This window comes from Aliarcobacter skirrowii CCUG 10374, assembly GCF_003544835.1.
Lineage (GTDB): Bacteria > Campylobacterota > Campylobacteria > Campylobacterales > Arcobacteraceae > Aliarcobacter > Aliarcobacter skirrowii.
This window is the reverse complement of record NZ_CP032099.1, coordinates 689,237-707,908: the sequence shown is the minus strand read 5'-3', so window position 1 is coordinate 707,908 and position 18,672 is coordinate 689,237. Positions and strand designations below refer to the sequence as shown.

Below are 18,672 nucleotides of genomic sequence, written 5' to 3'. Positions count from 1 at the left end.
TTATATTTGAAACACGACTTTAAGTTTTGGTTAAAAGTTCCAAAACTACAGTATATTGCATTATTAAAATATTATAAAAATGATAATAATATTACAAATTTTAATTCTGAATATTTTTCATATAAATGGATACAAATATTAAATTTATTTGCTATAGATTTAGCAAACAGATATGAATCAATTGAAGTTATTAAAACTTCAAAAAAAGCCAAAGAAAGAATTAGACATGATATTTATGATATGGAATATCTTCTCTTTGCTTTAGCGGAGGGAAACTTTGCAACAAAAGAGGATAAATTAATTAGATGGTTTAAACTTTTATCAAAAGACGGTACTTGTATTACAAATAAGATATGATAACAAAACACAGGAAGAAGAACAAGTTATAAGTGCGAAAATATCGAGCTTTTAAATCTCGTATAAATAAAATTTAAAGACCAAACTATCAAGTCGTTTCACCACTTGTCCTTCAGTTTGGTCGTTCCTCAACCTCTTACTTTTGGAGCAAAATTAGAAAATCTAACTTATTAGCCTAATAGCCTTTTTAAGAGATGTAATTTGTTCCAAAAAGTGTTCAAGAAGTAGAATTTATTGATTCTCTCAAACCCTTAAGACTTTTTGAACAACAAAAATCACTTTTAAGTCATAAGTTTAAAGATGCATTTTTCAATCATTTAGAATTACAAATTCTATCAGACTGGAATGACCCCAAGATGGTAGACACTTTTTTATTCAGTTAACACCTTGGGTTGAGTAACACTATCATTGTATCTTTTCTCAAATTCATTTGGACTTATAAAATCTAAAAAACTATGTCTTTTTTTTGAGTTATAAAACATTTCTATATATTCAAATATTTTATCTTTTTAGGAATTAATTAATCTAATATATTGTCTTAATATTTAGTGGCATTATAGAATATAGTATAGAGAATATTAATAATTTAACTATTGAAAATAATGCAAAAGAGGTTGAATAATGTCATTAAATGAAGAGCTAAGATACAAATATGCTTTAGATATAACTAGAGCTTTTAGTAGCGAAGAACACATAAAAAAGTTTCTTAATTTTTTTATGGATGAAGCTACATTATTTGCTAATGAAATCGATAAGGATGGTAATCAAATTCCATATCCAATTATATATAGTGACAAGGGTTTTGTGTATCAAACTGATTACAACTTCTTAGTACATTGTATTGCTAAATATTTTGCTTCTTCTAATGTTAAATTTGATATTTATTTAAGCATTTTAAACATATTTGGTATTAGAGTTGGCAAGAATGATAACAATGTTTTTAAGCAAAGAAGAAGAGCATATTTAATCTTTTTGTTGGAGTATGTTACTGGATTATTTAGTTGCAACAATCAGAATAATAAGACTACTACTATTCAAAATTCTACTGCTATTTTGTATGAATTTAAAGGTAATTATTTTCAATATAAAGCAGTTTCTATGCAAGGTACATTTAACATTACTAGTAATTTATTTGGTATTCCTTTGTATGTTGGACAAGAAAAATGGGTTGCTTTTAGAGAAAGATTTAAGCAGAATTTTGATGAAAATAATATGAAACAAGTAGCTTTTTTACATAGAAACATTGATGCTTTTTTGAAAGAAAATGATGTTAAAAAGTTCAACTATTTTATAATTAATACTGTAAAAATTAAAGAATCTGGTAGGTATATTAAGTACGATGAAATTTCAAGAATTAATTATCTTGAAGACTTAAATCGTATTAATATTCCAAAAATAGCAACTCAAGAGGATAGTGTAAGTGATGAAGATTAATTTGCCTATATATATATTTAATAATATATATAACAAAATAAGGCTTTTTTACCCTTTTCACATGAACAAGGAGTATCTATTTTCGCCTATATATATATTTAATATATAAATAGTCTTTTTTCATCTGACTGAAGATTTTTACTATATATATATTTAATACTGTTAGTAGTAGAAAATTTGATTTTTAAATGTATAAATATTATGAGTAATTTTGAATATTTGTTGTATTTAATATTGCTATCAATTACAATTGTTTTTTTATTAATTGTTTATTTTTATAACAAGCGACATGCAAAACCAAAACATATCAGAAAAGAAAAAGAACATCTTTTTTTAAAAGAAAACAAAGAAGTTATTTATAAACGAAATGAAATGTTTGATTGGGATGTTTACAAAGATGAAGTAAATCTCAATGAGTTAAAATTTTTAGGGATAAACATTTGGGAAGATCAAGCAAGAGCAATTAAAAGAATAAAAGAATTAAAAAAAGAGTTTGAAGAAAATAAATATATTCATTTAAATGTTATAGAGATGTTTTTTTTATTAGAAGATTCATCTGAGCAAATTTCAATAAGCGAGAATGGAAATTATTATGTTCACTCTTTTGGAATTAAAACTTTGTTAGAAAAAGTTTACGATGTTCAAACTAAGCAAAAAGTTGAGCAAATAAAATCTAATTTAATTAATTTAAATAAAGAGATTGAGATAGATGCAAAGAGATTATTTTTTATTATGAAAAATGCAAAAAACTTTGGACTAGATAGAATTTCAGATAACTCAATTTTCTTTCAATTCTTAACAAGGAAAAATGAAAAGATTGTTATTGATTTAGAAGCCGAAGAGAATATGATTAAAGATAATAAAATTAAAGTTACTCTTGAAGAATTTAAAGAAGAAGATGAATTAGAATCTAAGAGAGCTTTGGGAATAAGTAGCTCAGAAGAAAGAGATTTAACAAATACTTTTAGAGAAATGACAGAAGAATTTAAAAGAGAAAATAAAGTAACTAGTCTTGAAGATGGTGTGACTGAAATAATTTATTCAAATGGACTTCAATTAAAAAAGAAAGGCCCTTGGGAAATTATTGATGTGAAAACAATAGAAGATAGACAGAAGATAGAACTAGAAAAGGAACAACAAAAAAATAAAGAAAAAAATAAACTTGCTAAGGGAGTAATTGAAGAAGATGTTAAATTAACTAGTGAAGATAAAAAAGAAGCTTTAGTTAAAAGTGAAGTTAAAGAGAACGAGAAACCAAAAGTTAATTTAGAAGAAAAAGATTACTTGATTGTGCCAAATAAAAATAACTATCTATTTTCAAAAAATGGAGAGCTTGTTTCATTTTACAGATTTTTTAAAAATGCAAATGATTTAGAATCTTTAAAAATTGAAATAAACCAATTATCTAAAGAGAATCTATTAAAAATAATTGAAATTTTAATTTCAAATAATTTAATTAAAGTTTTGGTTGGTAATGCCGAGATACCAATGTTTGTTAAATCAAATAACTTGTATTACTTAAACTATGAGTTAATGATTTATTTCTTTATTACAATGGTAAATGAGCAAAATAAGCTCATAAAAGCTTTAAAAGGTACAAATAGTACTTTGGTATTAGATTATCCTGTTTCGTTCGTTTTAGAGTATTTAAATGCGTTTAAAACACTATTTAATATTAATATTTTTATAGATTAATAATGTAAGCATTCAAAATTTGATTTTTTGAGAGTTTTAAAAAGTAAGAGTATTTGAATAACAAACAACAAACCCCATACGGAAATGTTATTCATACTCCCCTATTAAGGTGTTGTTTTACTTTGTAGTTTTTTTATTTTGTAGTTTTTCTGCTCGTTTTTTCCCAGCAACTAAAGTTATACCAAAAAGAGCAATTAAGCCTAATATAATATTTGCTTCCATCATTTCTCCTTTTTATCTAAATAGATTCCAACATATGTGAAAATTATAGCTATTAGAAATCTGATTGTCAAATCAAATGTAAAGCCTTCATCAACAAGTCTATCTATTATAACAGCATAAGTTCCTATTGCTATTCCTTCAAACATTCTACTTGTAACATATAAATTAGCTTTTTCTTTATATTTATAAAAAATAAAAAGTGCTAGATTTAAAAAATAGTCTATTAAAAAATTCATTCTTTCTCCAACTATAAAGCCAAAAGGCTAGATTAGCCAAGAGTGTAATCACTATTATCCTAAGAGGATAAAATCTACCCTCTTAGGCAACAGTTTTATATATAGTTTCTCCATTGCTAAATCTAGCAAATTCTTCTAATGGTGTTGAATACATTTCAAAAACACTTTCAACTTCATCTATCATTTCTGATAAAAGAGCTTCAAGTCTTCTTTGAAGATTTCCCAGATTCATTCTAAGAGCTTTATTCTCTTCAAATAAAAACTCTTTTAATTTCCAACAAGTTCATGATCTAAAGCTTCTGATGGTAGTTTCTTATTTTCCAATAATAAACTAACAAACTTTATATATTTTTCATAGTGTTTATCAGACAGCTTTGTTTTACCATAATCTTTTATAAACTGTTTTGTTCTAAATAGTTTATACATATTTTATAAATCTTTTAAAGTGATTTCTTCACCCTTAAACTCTTTAGCTTCTTGCATAGCTTTTAGAGTATCTTTATTTGGAATTTTTACCTCAAATGGAATACCATTATTAAGTTTTACCATATTTAAAAATATCACTATTGCTTGAGATGTACTAAGTCCTAATTTTTTAAAAATAGCTTCAGCTTCTTGTTTTCAATCACTATCAACTCTAGCTCTAACTGTTGAATCCATCATTTTTAAATCCTTTTTGTTTATTGTAGCCTATGTGCTACAAAGTCAATATATAATAAATTTTTTTATTATAATCCTAAATTAATAACTGCTTCTCTTCCACTATCAGGAGCTAGTTTTGCATATCTCATAGTCATTTTTATATCTTTATGGTTCATTAGTTTTTGAATAGTAAATATTGGTGTTCCATTAATAGCTAAGTGACTTGCGAATGTGTGTCTTAATGTATGGATTACAACTTTGTTTTTTCTATCACTATTATCAATGCCTTCATTAAAAAGTTCATCTAAAATTGCTCTTAATCTCTTTTCTGGATTAGTTGTAAAGATTTTATCATTTAAAGATAAATTTGCTGTTCTAAGCTCTAGCAAATGCTTTAAATCATCTGTTAAAAATGACTTATAGGTTGAATTGTTTTTAAAATCCTTTAAAGTAATAAGATTATGAGCAAAATCTATATCTTTTTTATGTATATTCAAAATAGTTGCAAGTCTAGCTCCAGTATTTAAAGCCAATTTAAAAAATAAATAAATGATATTATCTTCTTTTGTTTCATTATATAAAATTTGTATCTCATCTTTTGTTAAAAATCTCTCTCTTGCATTATCTATATTACAAGTAGTAATATATTTTGTGAAATCATTTTTCAGTAAATCATTTTTCAAAGAGTATTTACCAATTGTTTTTAAAATATTTAATATGTTATTGATTGTTTTAGGTGCTAAAGGCTTTTTAGTATTAATAGTTATTTTTTGGTTTAAAAAATGTTTATATTTTTCAATATCTTTTTTATCTAATAAATCTATATCATAGTTTTTGAAATAAGGCAAAACATGGACTTTATAGTGATTTAAAGTTGAACCAGATATATTTTTCTCTTTGAAATAACTTTCTGCTAAATATTCTATTGATAAAATTTGTTTCTTTTTTCTAGCTGCTATTACGGGTGCCTCTTCTCCATTTCTTTGTTTTGTTAAAATCTCATTTCTTTTTTGATTACAATATGTTTCCCTAATACCTTCACTATATTTACCAATCTTTATCCATATCTTTTTATTATTTTCATCTTTGTATGTGATATAATAAACTTTATCAGTTTTATCATTAGTAATAATTTCCCTAAAATATATTCCAGTTAATCTTGTTTTTGTCATTCTTTTTTCTACCCTATTTATACCCTTGTAATATTTTTAACAGTTTATAGCAATGTCTATTAATGTTTATTAAAATTTATGAATTATTTAAAAATGCTTATTTTAAGGCTTTTCAAGGCTTATTTATGTTTAAATTGTTTATTAAAGGTTTACTATGAAATATATTGAAATCGGCTCATAACCGAGTGGTCGAAGGTTCGAGTCCTTCACGACCCACCACTTTATAAAACTTTCAACACACTTCAAAATTACTTTTAAAACTTAAAACAAAGAAAATAGATGAACAAAACCATAAGATTATTTACAGATTCAAGTGTAAATCCACAGAGTAAAATAGGCTTTGCATCTTATTTGAAAATAGAAGATTTAAATATAGATTTAAAAATTTTAAAAAATAGAGTAAAAACAAAAAAATTTGAAAATAGTAGTTCTACAAAACTAGAGCTTCAAACTCTACTTTGGGCACTTGATGAGATTTTTTATGAAAACAAAGAGATAGATTTTTCTATTGAAGTTTATACAGATTGTCAAAATATTATATCTTTAAGCAATAGAGAAGATAGATTAAAAACAAACAACTACTATTCACTAAATGGTAAACTTATAAAAAACCATGATTTATATAAAGAGTTTTTTGATAAAAAAGAGAGATTAAATTTAACTTTTATAAAAGTAAAAGGGCATAAGAAAAAATCTCTTAAAGATGAGATTGATGATATATTTAATCTTGTTGATAAAGCTTCAAGAAACGCTTTAAGAGAGTATTTAAACACTCACTCTTAAAATGGTTTTGAATCTGTTGTAAAGTCCAAATCAAACTGCTTTCTAAACTTTGGATTTTGTAAAATACTATTTATAGATATAAAATCTCTTCCAAAAAAATCATAACTATAACTATATATATCTTCCCCAAAAAGCTCTTTATAAACACTATTTACAAACTTACTATTATAAAAGCCTGTTGTATTTAAATTAAAACTATAATCAAAAGATATTTTACTATTTTTTATAGTTTCTAAATAATCAAAAAGTTTTGAACTATCAATATCCTTTTCATATCTTAAAACTGCTAATCTATTTGCAAAATATACATAAGATTTAAAAGGCTCTATTTGTAAAAACTCACTATTTTCAATATCAAAATCATAGTGTGCTACATAAAATTTATTATCTATTTTTAAAACAACTCCAATATCACTAAATTTTGAATTATCTACAATTGAGAAGAAATCACTAAAAAGATTATCCTCTTTTTTTAAAATAATATCTCCAGTTTTTACAATAATTTGCTCCTTTATCTTTTCAGGAACTAAATCATCTTGACTCTTTTCTATAAATTTTTTTGATTCATAAGAGGCAAAAAGAAGTAAAAAAATTATTGCAAATAGTCTAATTTTCATTGTTTCTCAAAATATTTCCATCTTCAGAAATTAGTATTGCCAAGCTTTTAGTGCTTTCAAATTGTGATAAAATTATAAGTAAAATCATCATCAAAGGAACTGCCAAAAACATACCAATTGTTCCCCACATAGCACCCCAAATAACCAATGATAATATAACAACAAATTGTGACATATTTAAACTATTTCCCATTAGTTTTGGATATATTACATTTCCAATTACAAATTGAACTACACATAAAGCTGCAAATATTGAGATGATAGAGCTTAAATCTGTAAACTGAATAAGAGCAAAAACAGTTGGAATTAAAACTGCAATTATTGATCCAATTGTAGGAATAAAATTTAAAATAAAAGCAATAAATCCCCACAAAACTGCTGCTTGTAAACCAAAATAGTGACAAATCAAAAATGTTAAAAATCCTGTTGCAAAGCTTACAAGAGTTGTAATTAAAATATATGTTCTAATTCCACTTGAAATAGATGTTAAAACTTTTTTTGCTTTTTGTCTGTTCTCATCTTTTTTAAAAAGTGCATTTAATTTTGAATTAAAAAATCTTTGGTCTATTAATAAAAAAAGTACATATAAAAAAATCTGCATTGTATTGCTCAAAATTGAACTAAATGCCATAAATATCTTATTTATAACACTTGAAATATTAAACTCTTTAAAAAACTTTTGTAAAGGCTCTTTTAAATCCATTGAAAGCAAAGAGGATATTTTATCTATTACAATATTTATTTTTGAATCCAACTGAGATACAACAGAACCCAACTCTAACATACTTGAAGTTATAAATGTACCTATGTTTATCATTAGATAAATTATTATGACCAAGGATAAAGGAGTAGCTGTATAGTTTAAAACTTTTTTATTTATATATGGTATTTTTTTAATCTCATTTGCTAAACCATTAATTAAAAACCATATAAAAAATGCAATTGCAATTGGTGTTAAAATATTGCTTAAGCTATTAAAAGAGTAAAAAATCAGAAATGTAAAGGCTAAAAAATAGAATGCTCTTGCAAAATTTATCTCTTTGTTTAAGCTATCCATATCTACCCTTTTTTTATAGTTTATACTCTTTGTAATCTCTTACTCTCATCTTTTGCAAACTCTTGCATATCTGTAACTTGATCCATCTCATCTACAATCTCAATTCCAAGCATTGTCTCTAAAGCATCTTCAAGTGTTACAACTCCACTTGTTTGCCCATACTCATCTTGAACAATAAAAAGATGCATTTTCATTCTAATAAACATATCAAACAAAATAGATACAGATAGATTTTCTGGAACCTTATGAACAGGAACCATAATATCTTTTAAAAGAGTCTTTTTCTTCTTTTTAACTCTTTTTTCTAAAATAGTTTGTTTAAAAACAACTCCTACTATATCATCTATTGATTCATTATATACAGGTATTCTTGAATAAACATATAGATTATCATTTAAAAGTGCCTCTTTTACGCTTGTTTTAGAATCCAAAGCAAAAACAACAGTTCTTGGTGTCATAATATCTTTTGCTTTAATATTTTTTAGTTTGAATAAATTTTTTATTAAAACACTCTCTTTTGCCTGTAAAACACCCTCTTTCTCACTCATATCTACTATTGTAATAATCTCATCTTTTGAGAAGTTTGCCTCATTTTTTCTACCTTTTTGTAAAGCATTTGTTATAAAAGTAGCAAGAAAAATAAAAGGGTAAGTAATTTTAACCATAAATGATATTATATAAACAGCTGGAACTATAAACTTTCTCCAATAAATAGCACCAAGAGTTTTTGGAAATATCTCAGATATAAAAAGCACCATCAAAGTTAAAGTAAAAGCAATCACAGCTTGCCAATTTGAACCAAAAATAATAGCAGCTTGCGCACCAACACCAGCTGCTCCCATAGTATTTGCAAAAGTATTTAATGTAAGAATTGAAGATATTGATTTATCAATATTTTGTTTTACATCCTTTGCTAAATCAACAGTTTTTGAGCTATAACCTTTTTTATCTAAACTCTCAATATATGAAGATGTTGAAGATAAAAGTGTAGCTTCCAGTAGTGAACACATAAATGATAAAATAAGTGTTAAAAGTAAATATGTAATAAGTAGTGTCATTTTTTAAACTCGATTATTGAGATGTTTTTTAGAATATGTTTTATATCTTTAGAATGTAAAATATGTTTATCATTTAAAACTTTCATAAAAAATCTAACTTCTGCATTTGTAAAACCATCTGGCTCCTTCTCTTTGATTGAAACATCACTATTTTCTAATTTTATTCTATACAATTTTTTATTTGTCAGTTTTGCATAATATACAATATCAAGATCTTTTTGTGTAATTTTTTCTATTGTAACAATAACTTTATCAAAAACTACATTCATATTAAAATCTGGATACAAATTTTTAAACTCTTCACTTGAGATATATCCAATATACAATTTAGTATAAATATCAAAATATAGACTCATTTTATAACTTGAAAAAAAGCTTAAATCAACACTAAATTTTGGGTTAGATCTTGCACTATTTAAAATCCACTCTAAAGTTGGAAAATATGCAAATCTTTTGTATTTCAAGCTGTATGCCTCTACAAACTTGCTATTTTCTGGGGCTTTTAGAGTTTGTAAATCATTTTTTACTTTTTTAGCAAAAATTATTTTTTCTATTAACTCTTTATCCTCTAAATCATTTGTTATCCAAATAGTTGCATAAGGTGGAAAATTTTTAAGTCCTGTTGAACCTTTTGTTAAAACTATTAAAGATTTAATCTCTAAATGTGGAAAAATCATCTTCAAAAGTGCATATTTTTTTGCTAATCTTTTATTTAAACTTGCAGTTTTCTTTGATGTACTCATCTCTACAAAATATAAACAACCATCTGTAAAAAACATTGCATCAAACTCACTTATATCCTTGTAAGCTGATTTAAAAACAATTTGTGAAGTTCTATCTATTAGAAGTCCACTTTTTATAAATTTATTCTCCATATCTTGATATGGACCTTTTAATACAAAACTTTTTATATCTTCACTATTTAAAGCATAATTTAACAATAACTCATAAATAATATTTTCATAAATCTCACCTTTAAAACTACTATAAGCTGTAATATAAGATAAGTCATCTTTTGAAATTTCATTTTTTATAAGTGATTTTAAGTTTTTGCTATCGTATGAGTAGTGAAAGAGATTTTTTTCTATCTCTTTGGTCTCTAAATTTCTTATATATTCTGGTATTTTTATGTTCAATATTTTCTCTTTAATTAAAAAATAGATTAGATTATATCAAATTTATCTTATAAACTAAGAATTTCTTATTAATACGGTAAAACTAAGAAATCTATTTTTTTAATTTTAAATAAATTCTTATATTACCTTGTTTCATTTGTTTTTTGGTCCCTTATTTTGTCCCTTTTAATATATATTACACTCTATATATTCTGAATATTTTTTATCTTGACAATATCCTCTTACTTTTCTATCCACCTGGTATATATTATGATTTAATTGTATATGTATATAACCATGATTTTTATCTTTGATTGTGTATTGATAGTAATCTCTATAATCTCTTATATTAATAATTACTCCATCAATTTTTATTGAATTTTTCTTTTTTATATTATTGTTTTGCATTTGATAATTTTTAACAGGTTCTGCAGCTCTTTTTATATTCATATTTACATTGTTTGCAAATAATATATTTAAACTCATTAAACTCAAAATTAATCTTTTTTTCATTTTATCCCCTTTTTAGTATTCTATTATGTGATATTGTAATGTTTTACTCTCTTTTAAAAACATTTCAGCAGATTTATCTAAAATATAATTTGATGTAACAAATTTAAGTTTTATATTTTTATCAAAAAGTCTATTTTGATTTATATATTCTGTACAACTACCAACAAATGCTTTTAATTTTTCGTGATTTATTTTATACTTGGTATCAGCTCTCCAGTTTTTACATTGAATTAAAATAAGTTCATTATCTTTTTTACAAATAATATCTATTCCCTTATCTTTAACACCATTTTTAATTCCATGTAGTTCAATTTCATATCCATCTATTTTAAAATAACCAGCTACAAACTCTTCATATTCTTTCCCTTTTTCTCTTAACTCCTTCATTCTTTTTCCATAAGATTTTTTTTCTTCATCTGTGTATTGTTTATATCTTGTTTTTTGGTTTTTATTTATCTCAACAATATCTTTTTCTAATCCCTGATTTATATTATGTTTTCTATTATTGAAGTAGCTGCTATTATATTTTTTATTACTAAAATGATTTTTGTCATTTTTTCTATTAAAAACAAATTCATAATCACTATTTTTATAACTTCTTTTTCTTTCATTTTTAACAGATGCTTTTAAAACTATTGCAATTATAAAAACTATAACAAATAAAATTTCCATTTCATTAATTCCCCCGTTTAATTAATTTTTATTTTTTCTGCTTCCATAAGATAATAAAATATTTAATCTGTTTTCCATAAAATATATAATCTAGTGAAATATTATCATTTTGTGAAATTTATATTATATTTTCATATGGAGTAGTTCCTCTTTTTCTTCAATAACTAACTGTATTTGGCTTAAAATTAAAATTTTCTATTATATCTAAAAAAGTTAAAAATAAAAATTCTCATATTTTTAACTCTATTTAGAAATATGTTTTGTTGAATATAGAAAAATTTGTTAAATGTGCTTGGGGTATTATAAAAAAATAAAGTGTACAAATAAATAGTAATGATAGAATTAAACAAATTTCAAATATTGTCCCTGATTTTGTCCCTATTTTAAACTAAAAGTTTATTAACTAGCTTTGTATCATTATTTTTTTATATTTTATTTTGTTTATCTTGTAAACTTGATATAATCTCTTTTTTAAAAAGGATTTAGATGAAAAAAATATTTAATATAAATGTTGAAAACAAAACAAGAGATAGACAAGTTGACTCTATAAAAAATGAAGTTAGAAAATATATAAAAAGAGAGAAGAGTAAAAAACTACCAGAAGGCTTTAACTCTTGGTTTTTTGATTGTAAATTTGGAGAATCACAAGATAGTGCAAAAGAGATAAATTTTGCTGATGTTATAAAATCAATTGATTTTGCACAAAAAGAGAATTATGATAGTTTTTATCTTGAAATTGTTGCAAAAGCAGTTTTTAAAGAGAAAAAATCATCAAACGATGATCAACTTTTAGAGGATTAATTTATAGCAATTTTTGGATTGTTTATAAAATACAATTTTGTTAGAATTTTAAAAAATTTCATAAAGGAAAAATATGAACTACATAACAAACGATAATTTAGAAGTAGCAGATATTGAAGTATTTGAAATAGTTGAAGCAGAACTAAAAAGACAAACAAATCATCTTGAGATGATTGCAAGTGAGAACTTTACATCTCCAGCAGTTATGCAAGCAATGGGAAGTGTATTTACAAATAAATATGCTGAAGGTTATCCATATAAAAGATATTATGGTGGATGTGAACAAGCTGATAAAGTAGAACAACTAGCTATTGATAGAGCTTGTAAAATCTTTGGATGTAAATATGCAAATGTTCAACCTCATAGTGGAAGCCAAGCAAATGGTGCAGTTTATGCAGCACTACTTAAAGCTGGTGATAAAATCTTAGGTATGGATCTATCTCATGGTGGACATTTAACTCATGGAAGTAAACCAAGCTTCTCAGGGCAAAACTACTCTGCATTTTACTATGGTGTTGAACTTGATGGAAGAATAAATTATGATAAAGTAGAAGAGATTGCAAAAATTGTTCAACCAAAAATCATTGTTTGTGGTGCAAGTGCATATGCTAGAGAGATTGACTTTAAAAGATTTAAAGAGATAGCAGACTCTGTTGGTGCTATATTATTTGCTGATATTGCTCATATTGCAGGACTTGTTGCTGCTGGTGAACATATGAGTCCATTTCCTTATGCTGATGTTGTAACAACAACTACTCATAAGACTTTAAGAGGTCCAAGAGGTGGTATGATTATGACAAATGATGAAGAGATTGCTAAAAAAATAAATAGTGCAATTTTCCCAGGACTTCAAGGAGGACCTTTAGTTCATGTAATTGCTGCTAAAGCTGTTGCATTTAAAGAGATACTTGATCCTAAATGGAAAGATTACGCAAAACAGGTAAAAGCTAATGCAAAAGTATTAGGTAAAGTTCTAGTAAGTAGAGGTTATGATATTGTAAGTGGTGGAACAGATAATCATCTAGTATTAGTATCTTTCTTAAATAAACCATTCTCAGGAAAAGATGCAGATGCAGCACTTGGAGATGCAGGAATTACTGTAAATAAAAACACAGTTCCTGGAGAGACAAGAAGCCCATTTGTAACTTCAGGTATTAGAATAGGAAGCCCTGCACTAACAGCAAGAGGAATGAAAGAGAAAGAGTTTGAATTTATTGCAAATAAAATTTGTGATGTATTAGATAATATTGAAGATAAAGAGTTACATAAAAAAATAAACAAAGAGCTTGAAGAGTTAGCTAGTAAATTTGTGATTTACAGTAGTTCGACGTATTAATAAAGAGAAAAAAGTGGAAATAGAAAAAAATAGTTCTACTTATAATCAAATAGAAAAAGCCATCAAATACATAGATGAGAACTTCAAATCTCATCCAAGTGTTGATGAGATTGCAAAAAATGTTGGAATGAGTAAGTACCATTTTATAAGAGTTTTTAAAGATTATGTTGGTCTTACTCCTCAACAGTTTTTGCACAGTGTTACTTTAAACTATGCAAAAGAGCATATAAAAGAGTCCAAATCTATTCTTGATAGTAGTTTAGATATTGGACTATCAAGTTCTAGCCGTCTTCACGAACTTTTTGTAAACTTAATTGGAGTTACTCCAAAAGAGTGGAAAGAAAAAGGTAAAGATGTAGAGATAACTTATGGCTTTGGGCAAACTCCTTTTGGTGAAGCTTTAATAGGATTTACATCTAAAGGGATATGCTATTTAGGTTTTTGTGATAACAATAAAAAAGATATTTTTCAAAGATTTAATGAACTTTGGGAAAATGCAAACTTAGTTTTTAATGAAAAATTAGCAAATGAGTATTTGGAAAATATCTTTATAAAAAATAAAAAGTATCCTCTTTTTGTAAAAGGAACAAACCTACAAATAAATGTTTGGAAAGCATTAATAAATATTCCAAATGGAGAAATTGCAACTTATAGCGATATTGCAAATATTGTAGATAAACCAAAATCAATAAGAGCAGTTGCAAGTGCTATTGGAAAAAATCATATTGGATATCTAATTCCTTGCCACAGAGTAATAGCAAAAAGTGGTGCGATGAGTGGATATAGATGGGGAATTGAGAGAAAGAAAAATCTACTAGATTTTGAAACAAATAAAGATGAATAACAATTTTTACAATAATACTATCTCAGCTTTTAAAAGCAATTCATATATTTGCTATTTTGTCAATAAATGTCTTTTTTTTTGATGTCGCATTCCTATCTCTTTTTTTAGTAAAAATCACTTTAAGTATAAAAGAAAATAGTATATTCCACAATCCAAAAATTGCTAATTTTAGGGATTATTAGCAAAATTAAATATTAGCAATAAACAGATTGTAAAACCTGTTTAATACACTTATACTTCCTTAACATTTTTTATAATTAAGGAGTATAAAATGAACAGTAAAATATCGGCAATTCCTCCAATAATAGCTGGATTAATCTCAGTTATTGTTAATTACGGTGGAACTTTTATTTTAATATTTCAAGCAGCACAAATGGCAGGTCTTAGCCCTGAACAAACTGCTTCTTGGGTTTGGTCTATTTCTATTGGTGTTGGAATTACTGGAATAATGTTAAGTTGGTACACAAAAGAACCAATAATAACTGCTTGGAGTACTCCAGCAGCTGCATTTTTAGTAACTGCTATTGCAACTGTTTCTTATTCTGAAGCTATAGCAGCATATATATTATCTGCTTTTGCTTTTTTTATTTTAGGTTTGTCTGGATATTTTGGAAAATTAATTCGTCTCATTCCATCTGGAATTGCATCTGGTTTATTAGCTGGAATATTACTACAATTTGGAATTTCTGCTTTTACAAATATGACAATTAGCCCTGTTTTAGCAATTTCACTATTTTTTATTTATCTTATTACAAAAAGATTTTCTGCTAGATATGCTATTGTTACTGCGTTAATATTTGGATTTATAATATTAACTATACAATCCCAAATTAACTTTTCTAATCTTGAATTAAAACTAGCATATCCTATCTTTACAGAACCTACCTTTTCACTCAATTCAACACTAAGTATTGCTTTACCACTATTTTTAATAACATTAACTGGACAATATATGCCTGGACTTTTAATACTTAAAAATGATGGTTTCAAAACAGAAGCAAAACCTATTTTAGCAGTTACTGGATTTGGTTCTATTTTAATGGCTCCTTTTGGTTCTCATGCTTTTTGTTTATCTTCAATAACCTCTGCAATTTGTACAGGAAAAGAGTCTCATGAAAATCCTAAAAAAAGATACATAGCTGGTATTGCAGCAGGAATATTTTATATCTTAGTTGGTATTTTTGGAGTTACTCTTGCAAGTTTATTTGCTGCTTTTCCAGCAACATTTATTAGCTCTTTAGCTGGACTTGCTCTATTAAGTACAATAGCAACAAGTCTTACAAATGCAATGAGTGATTTAAATAGTAGAGAAGCCGCAGTTATAACATTTTTAGCAACAGCAGCAAATATAAATTTATTTGGAATTGGCGGTGCGTTTTGGGGATTAGTTTTAGGTCTAATTTCATACTTTGTATTAAATTGGAAATTATCAAATAAGTAGAAGATATAAAAATATCCAAAAATATAAATATTTATATTTTGGATATTTACATAAACTATTTTTTATAAATTTCCATTACTTTTATAGTCTCATTATCTATTTGTGAATTTCTATTTTTTAATTTCTCTAAAAATTTATTTTTTCTCTCTTCATTTAAGTTTTGCCCTACTTTTATTTTACAACTTTGAGTTTCAATTTTTAATTCAATAATTGCTGTTTTATCAAGCATTTTTGTGTACATCCCTTTATTATAAGCAATTTCTTCAAAACTATCTTCGTTTTGAAACTTCTTCATCAAAGCATTTAAAATATCAGCTTTTTTATCTTTATCTTCTATAAAACTCAATTTTCCTTCAAGCAATACAGAAGCAAAAAATTGAGTTGTAGGACAAGCTGCCATTGTATCACTAAAATATGAAGGTATAAATGAGTATGGTTTTACTACTAAAAAAGCTGCATTTGGATTTGATTTTATGGCTTCAATCTTTTTTCCTTCTTTTGCTCCATGAAAATATATTGCGTTTTTATATTGTACAAAATTCAAAGCTACGACATAAGGTTTTCCCTCACTTATAAGACTTAAAGTTCCATATTCACAAGCTTGTAGTATTTCATCTATACTATTTTTATCATTTATATTAAATTCATCTCTTCTCATTTTTTACCTTATTTTTTATGATAGTTTATAAGAACTTCTTCAAATCTTTTAAAACCTTCTTTTATCTCTTTTTTTGAAATAACTATTGGTGGTAAAAATCTGATGATATTTTTTCCTGATTTTAAAACTAAAACACCATTTTTAAGTGCAAAATTTACTATATTACTTAAATCATTTTCATTTTTTAAAACAAGACCTTGCATAAATCCCCAACCATTTTTTTGCAAAAATATATCTGGATATTTATCTGTAAAATATTGTAAACAACTATTAAAATATTTTATATTTTCACCAAGTTTTCCACTATTTGAATATTTCTCTAAAATCTTTAGAACAGCCTTACAAACTGTTGTTGAAAGATGATTTCCACCAAAAGTTGAACCATGATCACCAAAAGTAAAAATATCTTTTAAGCTCGTCATCATAACACCTATTGGAATACCACTTGCCAAACCTTTTGCTAAAGTTACAATATCAGGTTTTATTCCAAAATATTGAGAAATCAGAAAATTCCCACTTCTATAAACTCCTGTTTGAACTTCATCTATTATCAAAAGTAACTTCTTCTCTTTTAAAATTTTTTCAAGTCTTTGCACTTGAAAAATATCTTGTATAAAAATACCACCCTCACCTTGAATCAACTCTAACATAACACCAACTGTTGTATCATCAATCATATTAATAGCTTCATTTATATCATTTGCATAAACAAATCCATCAGGATATGGAGCAAAATATTTATGTTTATCTTCTTGTGCTGTTGCTTTTAAAGTTGCTATTGTTCTTCCATGAAAAGAGTTTTTAATAGTAATAATCTTATATTTAGGTGTTTTAAATTTCACATTTCCATATTTTCTAGCAAGTTTTATAGCAGTTTCATTTGCTTCTGCTCCACTATTACAAAAAAAACATTGCATATCATAAGTACTTAATTCTACTATTTTTTTAGCACACTCTTCTTGCGGTTTTATTCGATATATATTTGAACTGTGTAAAATTTTTTTTGCTTGTTTTTCTATTGTTTTTACTACTTTCTTATTTGCATAACCTAAACTATTTACTCCAACTCCTGAAGCAAAATCTATATAATCTTTTTTATTTTCATCAAATAATAGAGATTTTTTACCTTTTATAAATGCAATATCTAATCGATTATATAAAGGTAATATATATTTATTCATAATTTTCCTTTTTTATGTATGATAAAAGCTAAATTGATTATCTTCATCTCCTAGCTCATATCTTTTTGTTAAAGAGTTTTTAAATTGATGCCCCAAATCTTTACAAGCCAGTGCTTCTTTTGTGAGATTTATATCAATTTTTGGCTCAACAATAATTTGATTTAATTTTTCAATAGTTAAGTTAGGGTTTGTCCTTTGCTCTAAAACAACATCATCATTTTGTGAAATTTGTCCCTCTTTTAAAACTTTTGCGTAAAATCCAGTCAAACCTGTTTCAAAAATAAATTTCGTCATATTGTCTTTTAAACTATTTGCACTAAGTTTCCAACAAGGTTGCCTTGGTTGTGTTATTTGTACTTTTGCTTGACCAATTTTTAAGATATCTCCAACACAAATATCTTTTTCACAAATCTTATCAAGTATTAAGTTTTCTCCAAAAAATGCCATATTTGTCATATCAAAACTATTATCAAAATAAGAGTTTATTTTTTCATAAGTTATACTTGAAAATAAAAATAAAGCTTTATTAACTCCACCATGATGGACTAAATCTGCTTGAAAATCATCAGCAAATCCAGTTTTTGTTAAATAAGCTTTTGAAACTGGATATTTTTTGATACCTGAAATCAACTCTTGCCTCTTTTGATTTTCAAGTTTTGTTACAGTTACATTTCCAACTTTTACATATAATACATTTGATATTTTTTTAAACATTTAAAACCCTTGAATTATTTGGTAAAAAGTATAGAAAAATATAGTTCTAATTACAATCCAATAATTGCTAAGTTAAATCAAAAAATAAAATACAAGCTCTTTTAGCTATACTTCCTAAATTTTT

At 25.6% G+C, this 18,672-nt stretch carries 21 protein-coding genes and 2 pseudogenes; 8 read left to right on the top strand and 15 right to left on the bottom strand.

Annotation, left to right across the window (positions count from 1 at the left end):
- Positions 1–6 precede the first annotated feature (6 nt).
- Entirely contained in the window at positions 7–357 is a 351-nt protein-coding gene (locus ASKIR_RS03780) for a hypothetical protein (protein WP_027390949.1), read from the top strand.
- A gap of 371 nt (positions 358–728) precedes the next feature.
- On the opposite strand, the pseudogene ASKIR_RS10435 reads toward ASKIR_RS03780, so the two are convergent.
- Positions 729–857 (bottom strand): annotated as a pseudogene (locus ASKIR_RS10435) (hypothetical protein); the annotation flags it as partial.
- Between the two features lie 121 nt (positions 858–978).
- On the opposite strand from ASKIR_RS10435, the gene ASKIR_RS03775 reads away from it, so the two are divergent.
- Together ASKIR_RS03775 and ASKIR_RS03770 are read left to right on the top strand one after the other, a co-directional pair.
- The gene (locus ASKIR_RS03775; protein ID WP_066159641.1) at positions 979–1,791 is read left to right on the top strand and encodes a hypothetical protein; all 813 of its coding nucleotides are present in this window, start codon (positions 979–981) and stop codon (positions 1,789–1,791) included.
- A gap of 201 nt (positions 1,792–1,992) precedes the next feature.
- Positions 1,993–3,486, top strand: a complete 1,494-nt coding sequence (locus ASKIR_RS03770; protein WP_128994514.1) for a hypothetical protein — start codon at positions 1,993–1,995, stop codon at positions 3,484–3,486.
- 221 nt (positions 3,487–3,707) lie between these two features.
- On the opposite strand, the gene ASKIR_RS03765 is transcribed toward ASKIR_RS03770, so the two are convergent.
- The 5 genes and pseudogenes from ASKIR_RS03765 to ASKIR_RS03750 all read right to left on the bottom strand — a co-directional run bounded on the left by ASKIR_RS03765 (position 3,708) and on the right by ASKIR_RS03750 (position 5,758).
- Positions 3,708–3,944: a hypothetical protein gene (locus tag ASKIR_RS03765; RefSeq protein ID WP_066429287.1), complete on the bottom strand. Its 237-nt coding sequence runs from the start codon at positions 3,942–3,944 to the stop codon at positions 3,708–3,710.
- A gap of 82 nt (positions 3,945–4,026) precedes the next feature.
- Positions 4,027–4,176: a hypothetical protein gene (locus ASKIR_RS10240; protein WP_164966876.1), complete on the bottom strand. Its 150-nt coding sequence runs from the start codon at positions 4,174–4,176 to the stop codon at positions 4,027–4,029.
- 35 nt (positions 4,177–4,211) lie between these two features.
- Positions 4,212–4,370: a type II toxin-antitoxin system YafQ family toxin gene (locus ASKIR_RS03760; RefSeq protein ID WP_115588505.1), complete on the bottom strand. Its 159-nt coding sequence runs from the start codon at positions 4,368–4,370 to the stop codon at positions 4,212–4,214.
- A 3-nt stretch (positions 4,371–4,373) separates the two neighbouring features.
- Positions 4,374–4,553, bottom strand: a pseudogene (locus ASKIR_RS03755) (type II toxin-antitoxin system RelB/DinJ family antitoxin); the annotation flags it as partial.
- Positions 4,554–4,672: 119 nt separating this feature from the next.
- The gene (locus ASKIR_RS03750) at positions 4,673–5,758 is read right to left on the bottom strand and encodes a tyrosine-type recombinase/integrase (protein ID WP_066429288.1); all 1,086 of its coding nucleotides are present in this window, start codon (positions 5,756–5,758) and stop codon (positions 4,673–4,675) included.
- 279 nt (positions 5,759–6,037) lie between these two features.
- Between ASKIR_RS03750 and ASKIR_RS03740 the strand changes: the two genes are divergently transcribed.
- Positions 6,038–6,541 (top strand): ribonuclease HI, encoded by a 504-nt coding sequence (locus tag ASKIR_RS03740; protein ID WP_115588504.1) that lies wholly within the window; start codon positions 6,038–6,040, stop codon positions 6,539–6,541.
- On the opposite strand, the gene ASKIR_RS03735 is transcribed toward ASKIR_RS03740, so the two are convergent.
- From ASKIR_RS03735 to ASKIR_RS03710, 6 genes are all read right to left on the bottom strand, one after another.
- Entirely contained in the window at positions 6,538–7,158 is a 621-nt protein-coding gene (locus ASKIR_RS03735; RefSeq protein WP_115588503.1) for a hypothetical protein, read from the bottom strand. The genes ASKIR_RS03740 and ASKIR_RS03735 overlap by 4 nt on opposite strands.
- Complete coding sequence (locus ASKIR_RS03730) at positions 7,148–8,215, bottom strand: AI-2E family transporter (RefSeq protein ID WP_066350229.1); 1,068 nt, start codon at positions 8,213–8,215, stop codon at positions 7,148–7,150. The genes ASKIR_RS03735 and ASKIR_RS03730 overlap by 11 nt, the downstream gene beginning before the upstream one ends.
- Before the next feature lie 20 nt (positions 8,216–8,235).
- The gene (locus ASKIR_RS03725) at positions 8,236–9,273 is read right to left on the bottom strand and encodes a CNNM domain-containing protein (RefSeq protein ID WP_066350230.1); all 1,038 of its coding nucleotides are present in this window, start codon (positions 9,271–9,273) and stop codon (positions 8,236–8,238) included.
- A complete protein-coding gene (locus tag ASKIR_RS03720; RefSeq protein ID WP_066350232.1) occupies positions 9,270–10,409 on the bottom strand; it encodes a hypothetical protein in 1,140 nt (379 codons plus the stop codon). Before ASKIR_RS03720 ends, ASKIR_RS03725 begins: the two co-directional genes overlap by 4 nt.
- A gap of 165 nt (positions 10,410–10,574) precedes the next feature.
- On the bottom strand, positions 10,575–10,901 hold the full coding sequence (locus ASKIR_RS03715) for a hypothetical protein (protein ID WP_115588502.1): 327 nt from the start codon (positions 10,899–10,901) through the stop codon (positions 10,575–10,577).
- Positions 10,902–10,913: 12 nt separating this feature from the next.
- Positions 10,914–11,573, bottom strand: coding sequence for a restriction endonuclease (locus tag ASKIR_RS03710; RefSeq protein WP_115588501.1), 660 nt, complete (start codon positions 11,571–11,573; stop codon positions 10,914–10,916).
- Positions 11,574–12,059: 486 nt separating this feature from the next.
- On the opposite strand from ASKIR_RS03710, the gene ASKIR_RS03705 reads away from it, so the two are divergent.
- The 4 genes from ASKIR_RS03705 (at position 12,060) to ASKIR_RS03690 (ending at position 15,995) form a co-directional block, all read left to right on the top strand.
- Complete coding sequence (locus tag ASKIR_RS03705; protein ID WP_066160779.1) at positions 12,060–12,374, top strand: DUF6172 family protein; 315 nt, start codon at positions 12,060–12,062, stop codon at positions 12,372–12,374.
- Positions 12,375–12,447: 73 nt separating this feature from the next.
- Positions 12,448–13,710 carry a serine hydroxymethyltransferase gene (locus tag ASKIR_RS03700; protein WP_115588500.1) on the top strand — a complete coding sequence of 421 codons (1,263 nt, stop codon included), beginning with the start codon at positions 12,448–12,450 and terminating at the stop codon, positions 13,708–13,710.
- Between the two features lie 13 nt (positions 13,711–13,723).
- Entirely contained in the window at positions 13,724–14,554 is an 831-nt protein-coding gene (locus ASKIR_RS03695; protein WP_228137878.1) for a bifunctional helix-turn-helix domain-containing protein/methylated-DNA--[protein]-cysteine S-methyltransferase, read from the top strand.
- 253 nt (positions 14,555–14,807) lie between these two features.
- Complete coding sequence (locus tag ASKIR_RS03690; protein WP_228255682.1) at positions 14,808–15,995, top strand: benzoate/H(+) symporter BenE family transporter; 1,188 nt, start codon at positions 14,808–14,810, stop codon at positions 15,993–15,995.
- 55 nt (positions 15,996–16,050) lie between these two features.
- On the opposite strand, the gene ASKIR_RS03685 is transcribed toward ASKIR_RS03690, so the two are convergent.
- Genes ASKIR_RS03685 through ASKIR_RS03675 form a run of 3 tightly spaced genes read right to left on the bottom strand, consistent with a single transcriptional unit; the run spans position 16,051 to position 18,548 of the window.
- Complete coding sequence (locus tag ASKIR_RS03685) at positions 16,051–16,653, bottom strand: pyridoxamine 5'-phosphate oxidase family protein (RefSeq protein ID WP_066349865.1); 603 nt, start codon at positions 16,651–16,653, stop codon at positions 16,051–16,053.
- 8 nt (positions 16,654–16,661) lie between these two features.
- Positions 16,662–17,834, bottom strand: a complete 1,173-nt coding sequence (locus ASKIR_RS03680; protein WP_115588499.1) for an acetylornithine transaminase — start codon at positions 17,832–17,834, stop codon at positions 16,662–16,664.
- A gap of 12 nt (positions 17,835–17,846) precedes the next feature.
- Positions 17,847–18,548, bottom strand: coding sequence for an MOSC domain-containing protein (locus ASKIR_RS03675; protein WP_115588498.1), 702 nt, complete (start codon positions 18,546–18,548; stop codon positions 17,847–17,849).
- Positions 18,549–18,672 lie beyond the last annotated feature (124 nt).

Coding starts and splice junctions, on each gene's coding strand:
- ASKIR_RS03750 (WP_066429288.1), bottom strand. CDS start 5,758: ATGACAAAAACAAGATTAACTGGAATATATTTTAGGGAAATTATTACT.
- ASKIR_RS03705 (WP_066160779.1), top strand. CDS start 12,060: ATGAAAAAAATATTTAATATAAATGTTGAAAACAAAACAAGAGATAGA.
- ASKIR_RS03680 (WP_115588499.1), bottom strand. CDS start 17,834: ATGAATAAATATATATTACCTTTATATAATCGATTAGATATTGCATTT.
- ASKIR_RS03675 (WP_115588498.1), bottom strand. CDS start 18,548: ATGTTTAAAAAAATATCAAATGTATTATATGTAAAAGTTGGAAATGTA.
- ASKIR_RS10240 (WP_164966876.1), bottom strand. CDS start 4,176: ATGAATCTGGGAAATCTTCAAAGAAGACTTGAAGCTCTTTTATCAGAA.
- ASKIR_RS03760 (WP_115588505.1), bottom strand. CDS start 4,370: ATGTATAAACTATTTAGAACAAAACAGTTTATAAAAGATTATGGTAAA.
- ASKIR_RS03710 (WP_115588501.1), bottom strand. CDS start 11,573: ATGGAAATTTTATTTGTTATAGTTTTTATAATTGCAATAGTTTTAAAA.
- ASKIR_RS03775 (WP_066159641.1), top strand. CDS start 979: ATGTCATTAAATGAAGAGCTAAGATACAAATATGCTTTAGATATAACT.
- ASKIR_RS03770 (WP_128994514.1), top strand. CDS start 1,993: ATGAGTAATTTTGAATATTTGTTGTATTTAATATTGCTATCAATTACA.
- ASKIR_RS03765 (WP_066429287.1), bottom strand. CDS start 3,944: ATGAATTTTTTAATAGACTATTTTTTAAATCTAGCACTTTTTATTTTT.
- ASKIR_RS03740 (WP_115588504.1), top strand. CDS start 6,038: ATGAACAAAACCATAAGATTATTTACAGATTCAAGTGTAAATCCACAG.
- ASKIR_RS03715 (WP_115588502.1), bottom strand. CDS start 10,901: ATGAAAAAAAGATTAATTTTGAGTTTAATGAGTTTAAATATATTATTT.
- ASKIR_RS03700 (WP_115588500.1), top strand. CDS start 12,448: ATGAACTACATAACAAACGATAATTTAGAAGTAGCAGATATTGAAGTA.
- ASKIR_RS03725 (WP_066350230.1), bottom strand. CDS start 9,273: ATGACACTACTTATTACATATTTACTTTTAACACTTATTTTATCATTT.
- ASKIR_RS03735 (WP_115588503.1), bottom strand. CDS start 7,158: ATGAAAATTAGACTATTTGCAATAATTTTTTTACTTCTTTTTGCCTCT.
- ASKIR_RS03730 (WP_066350229.1), bottom strand. CDS start 8,215: ATGGATAGCTTAAACAAAGAGATAAATTTTGCAAGAGCATTCTATTTT.
- ASKIR_RS03685 (WP_066349865.1), bottom strand. CDS start 16,653: ATGAGAAGAGATGAATTTAATATAAATGATAAAAATAGTATAGATGAA.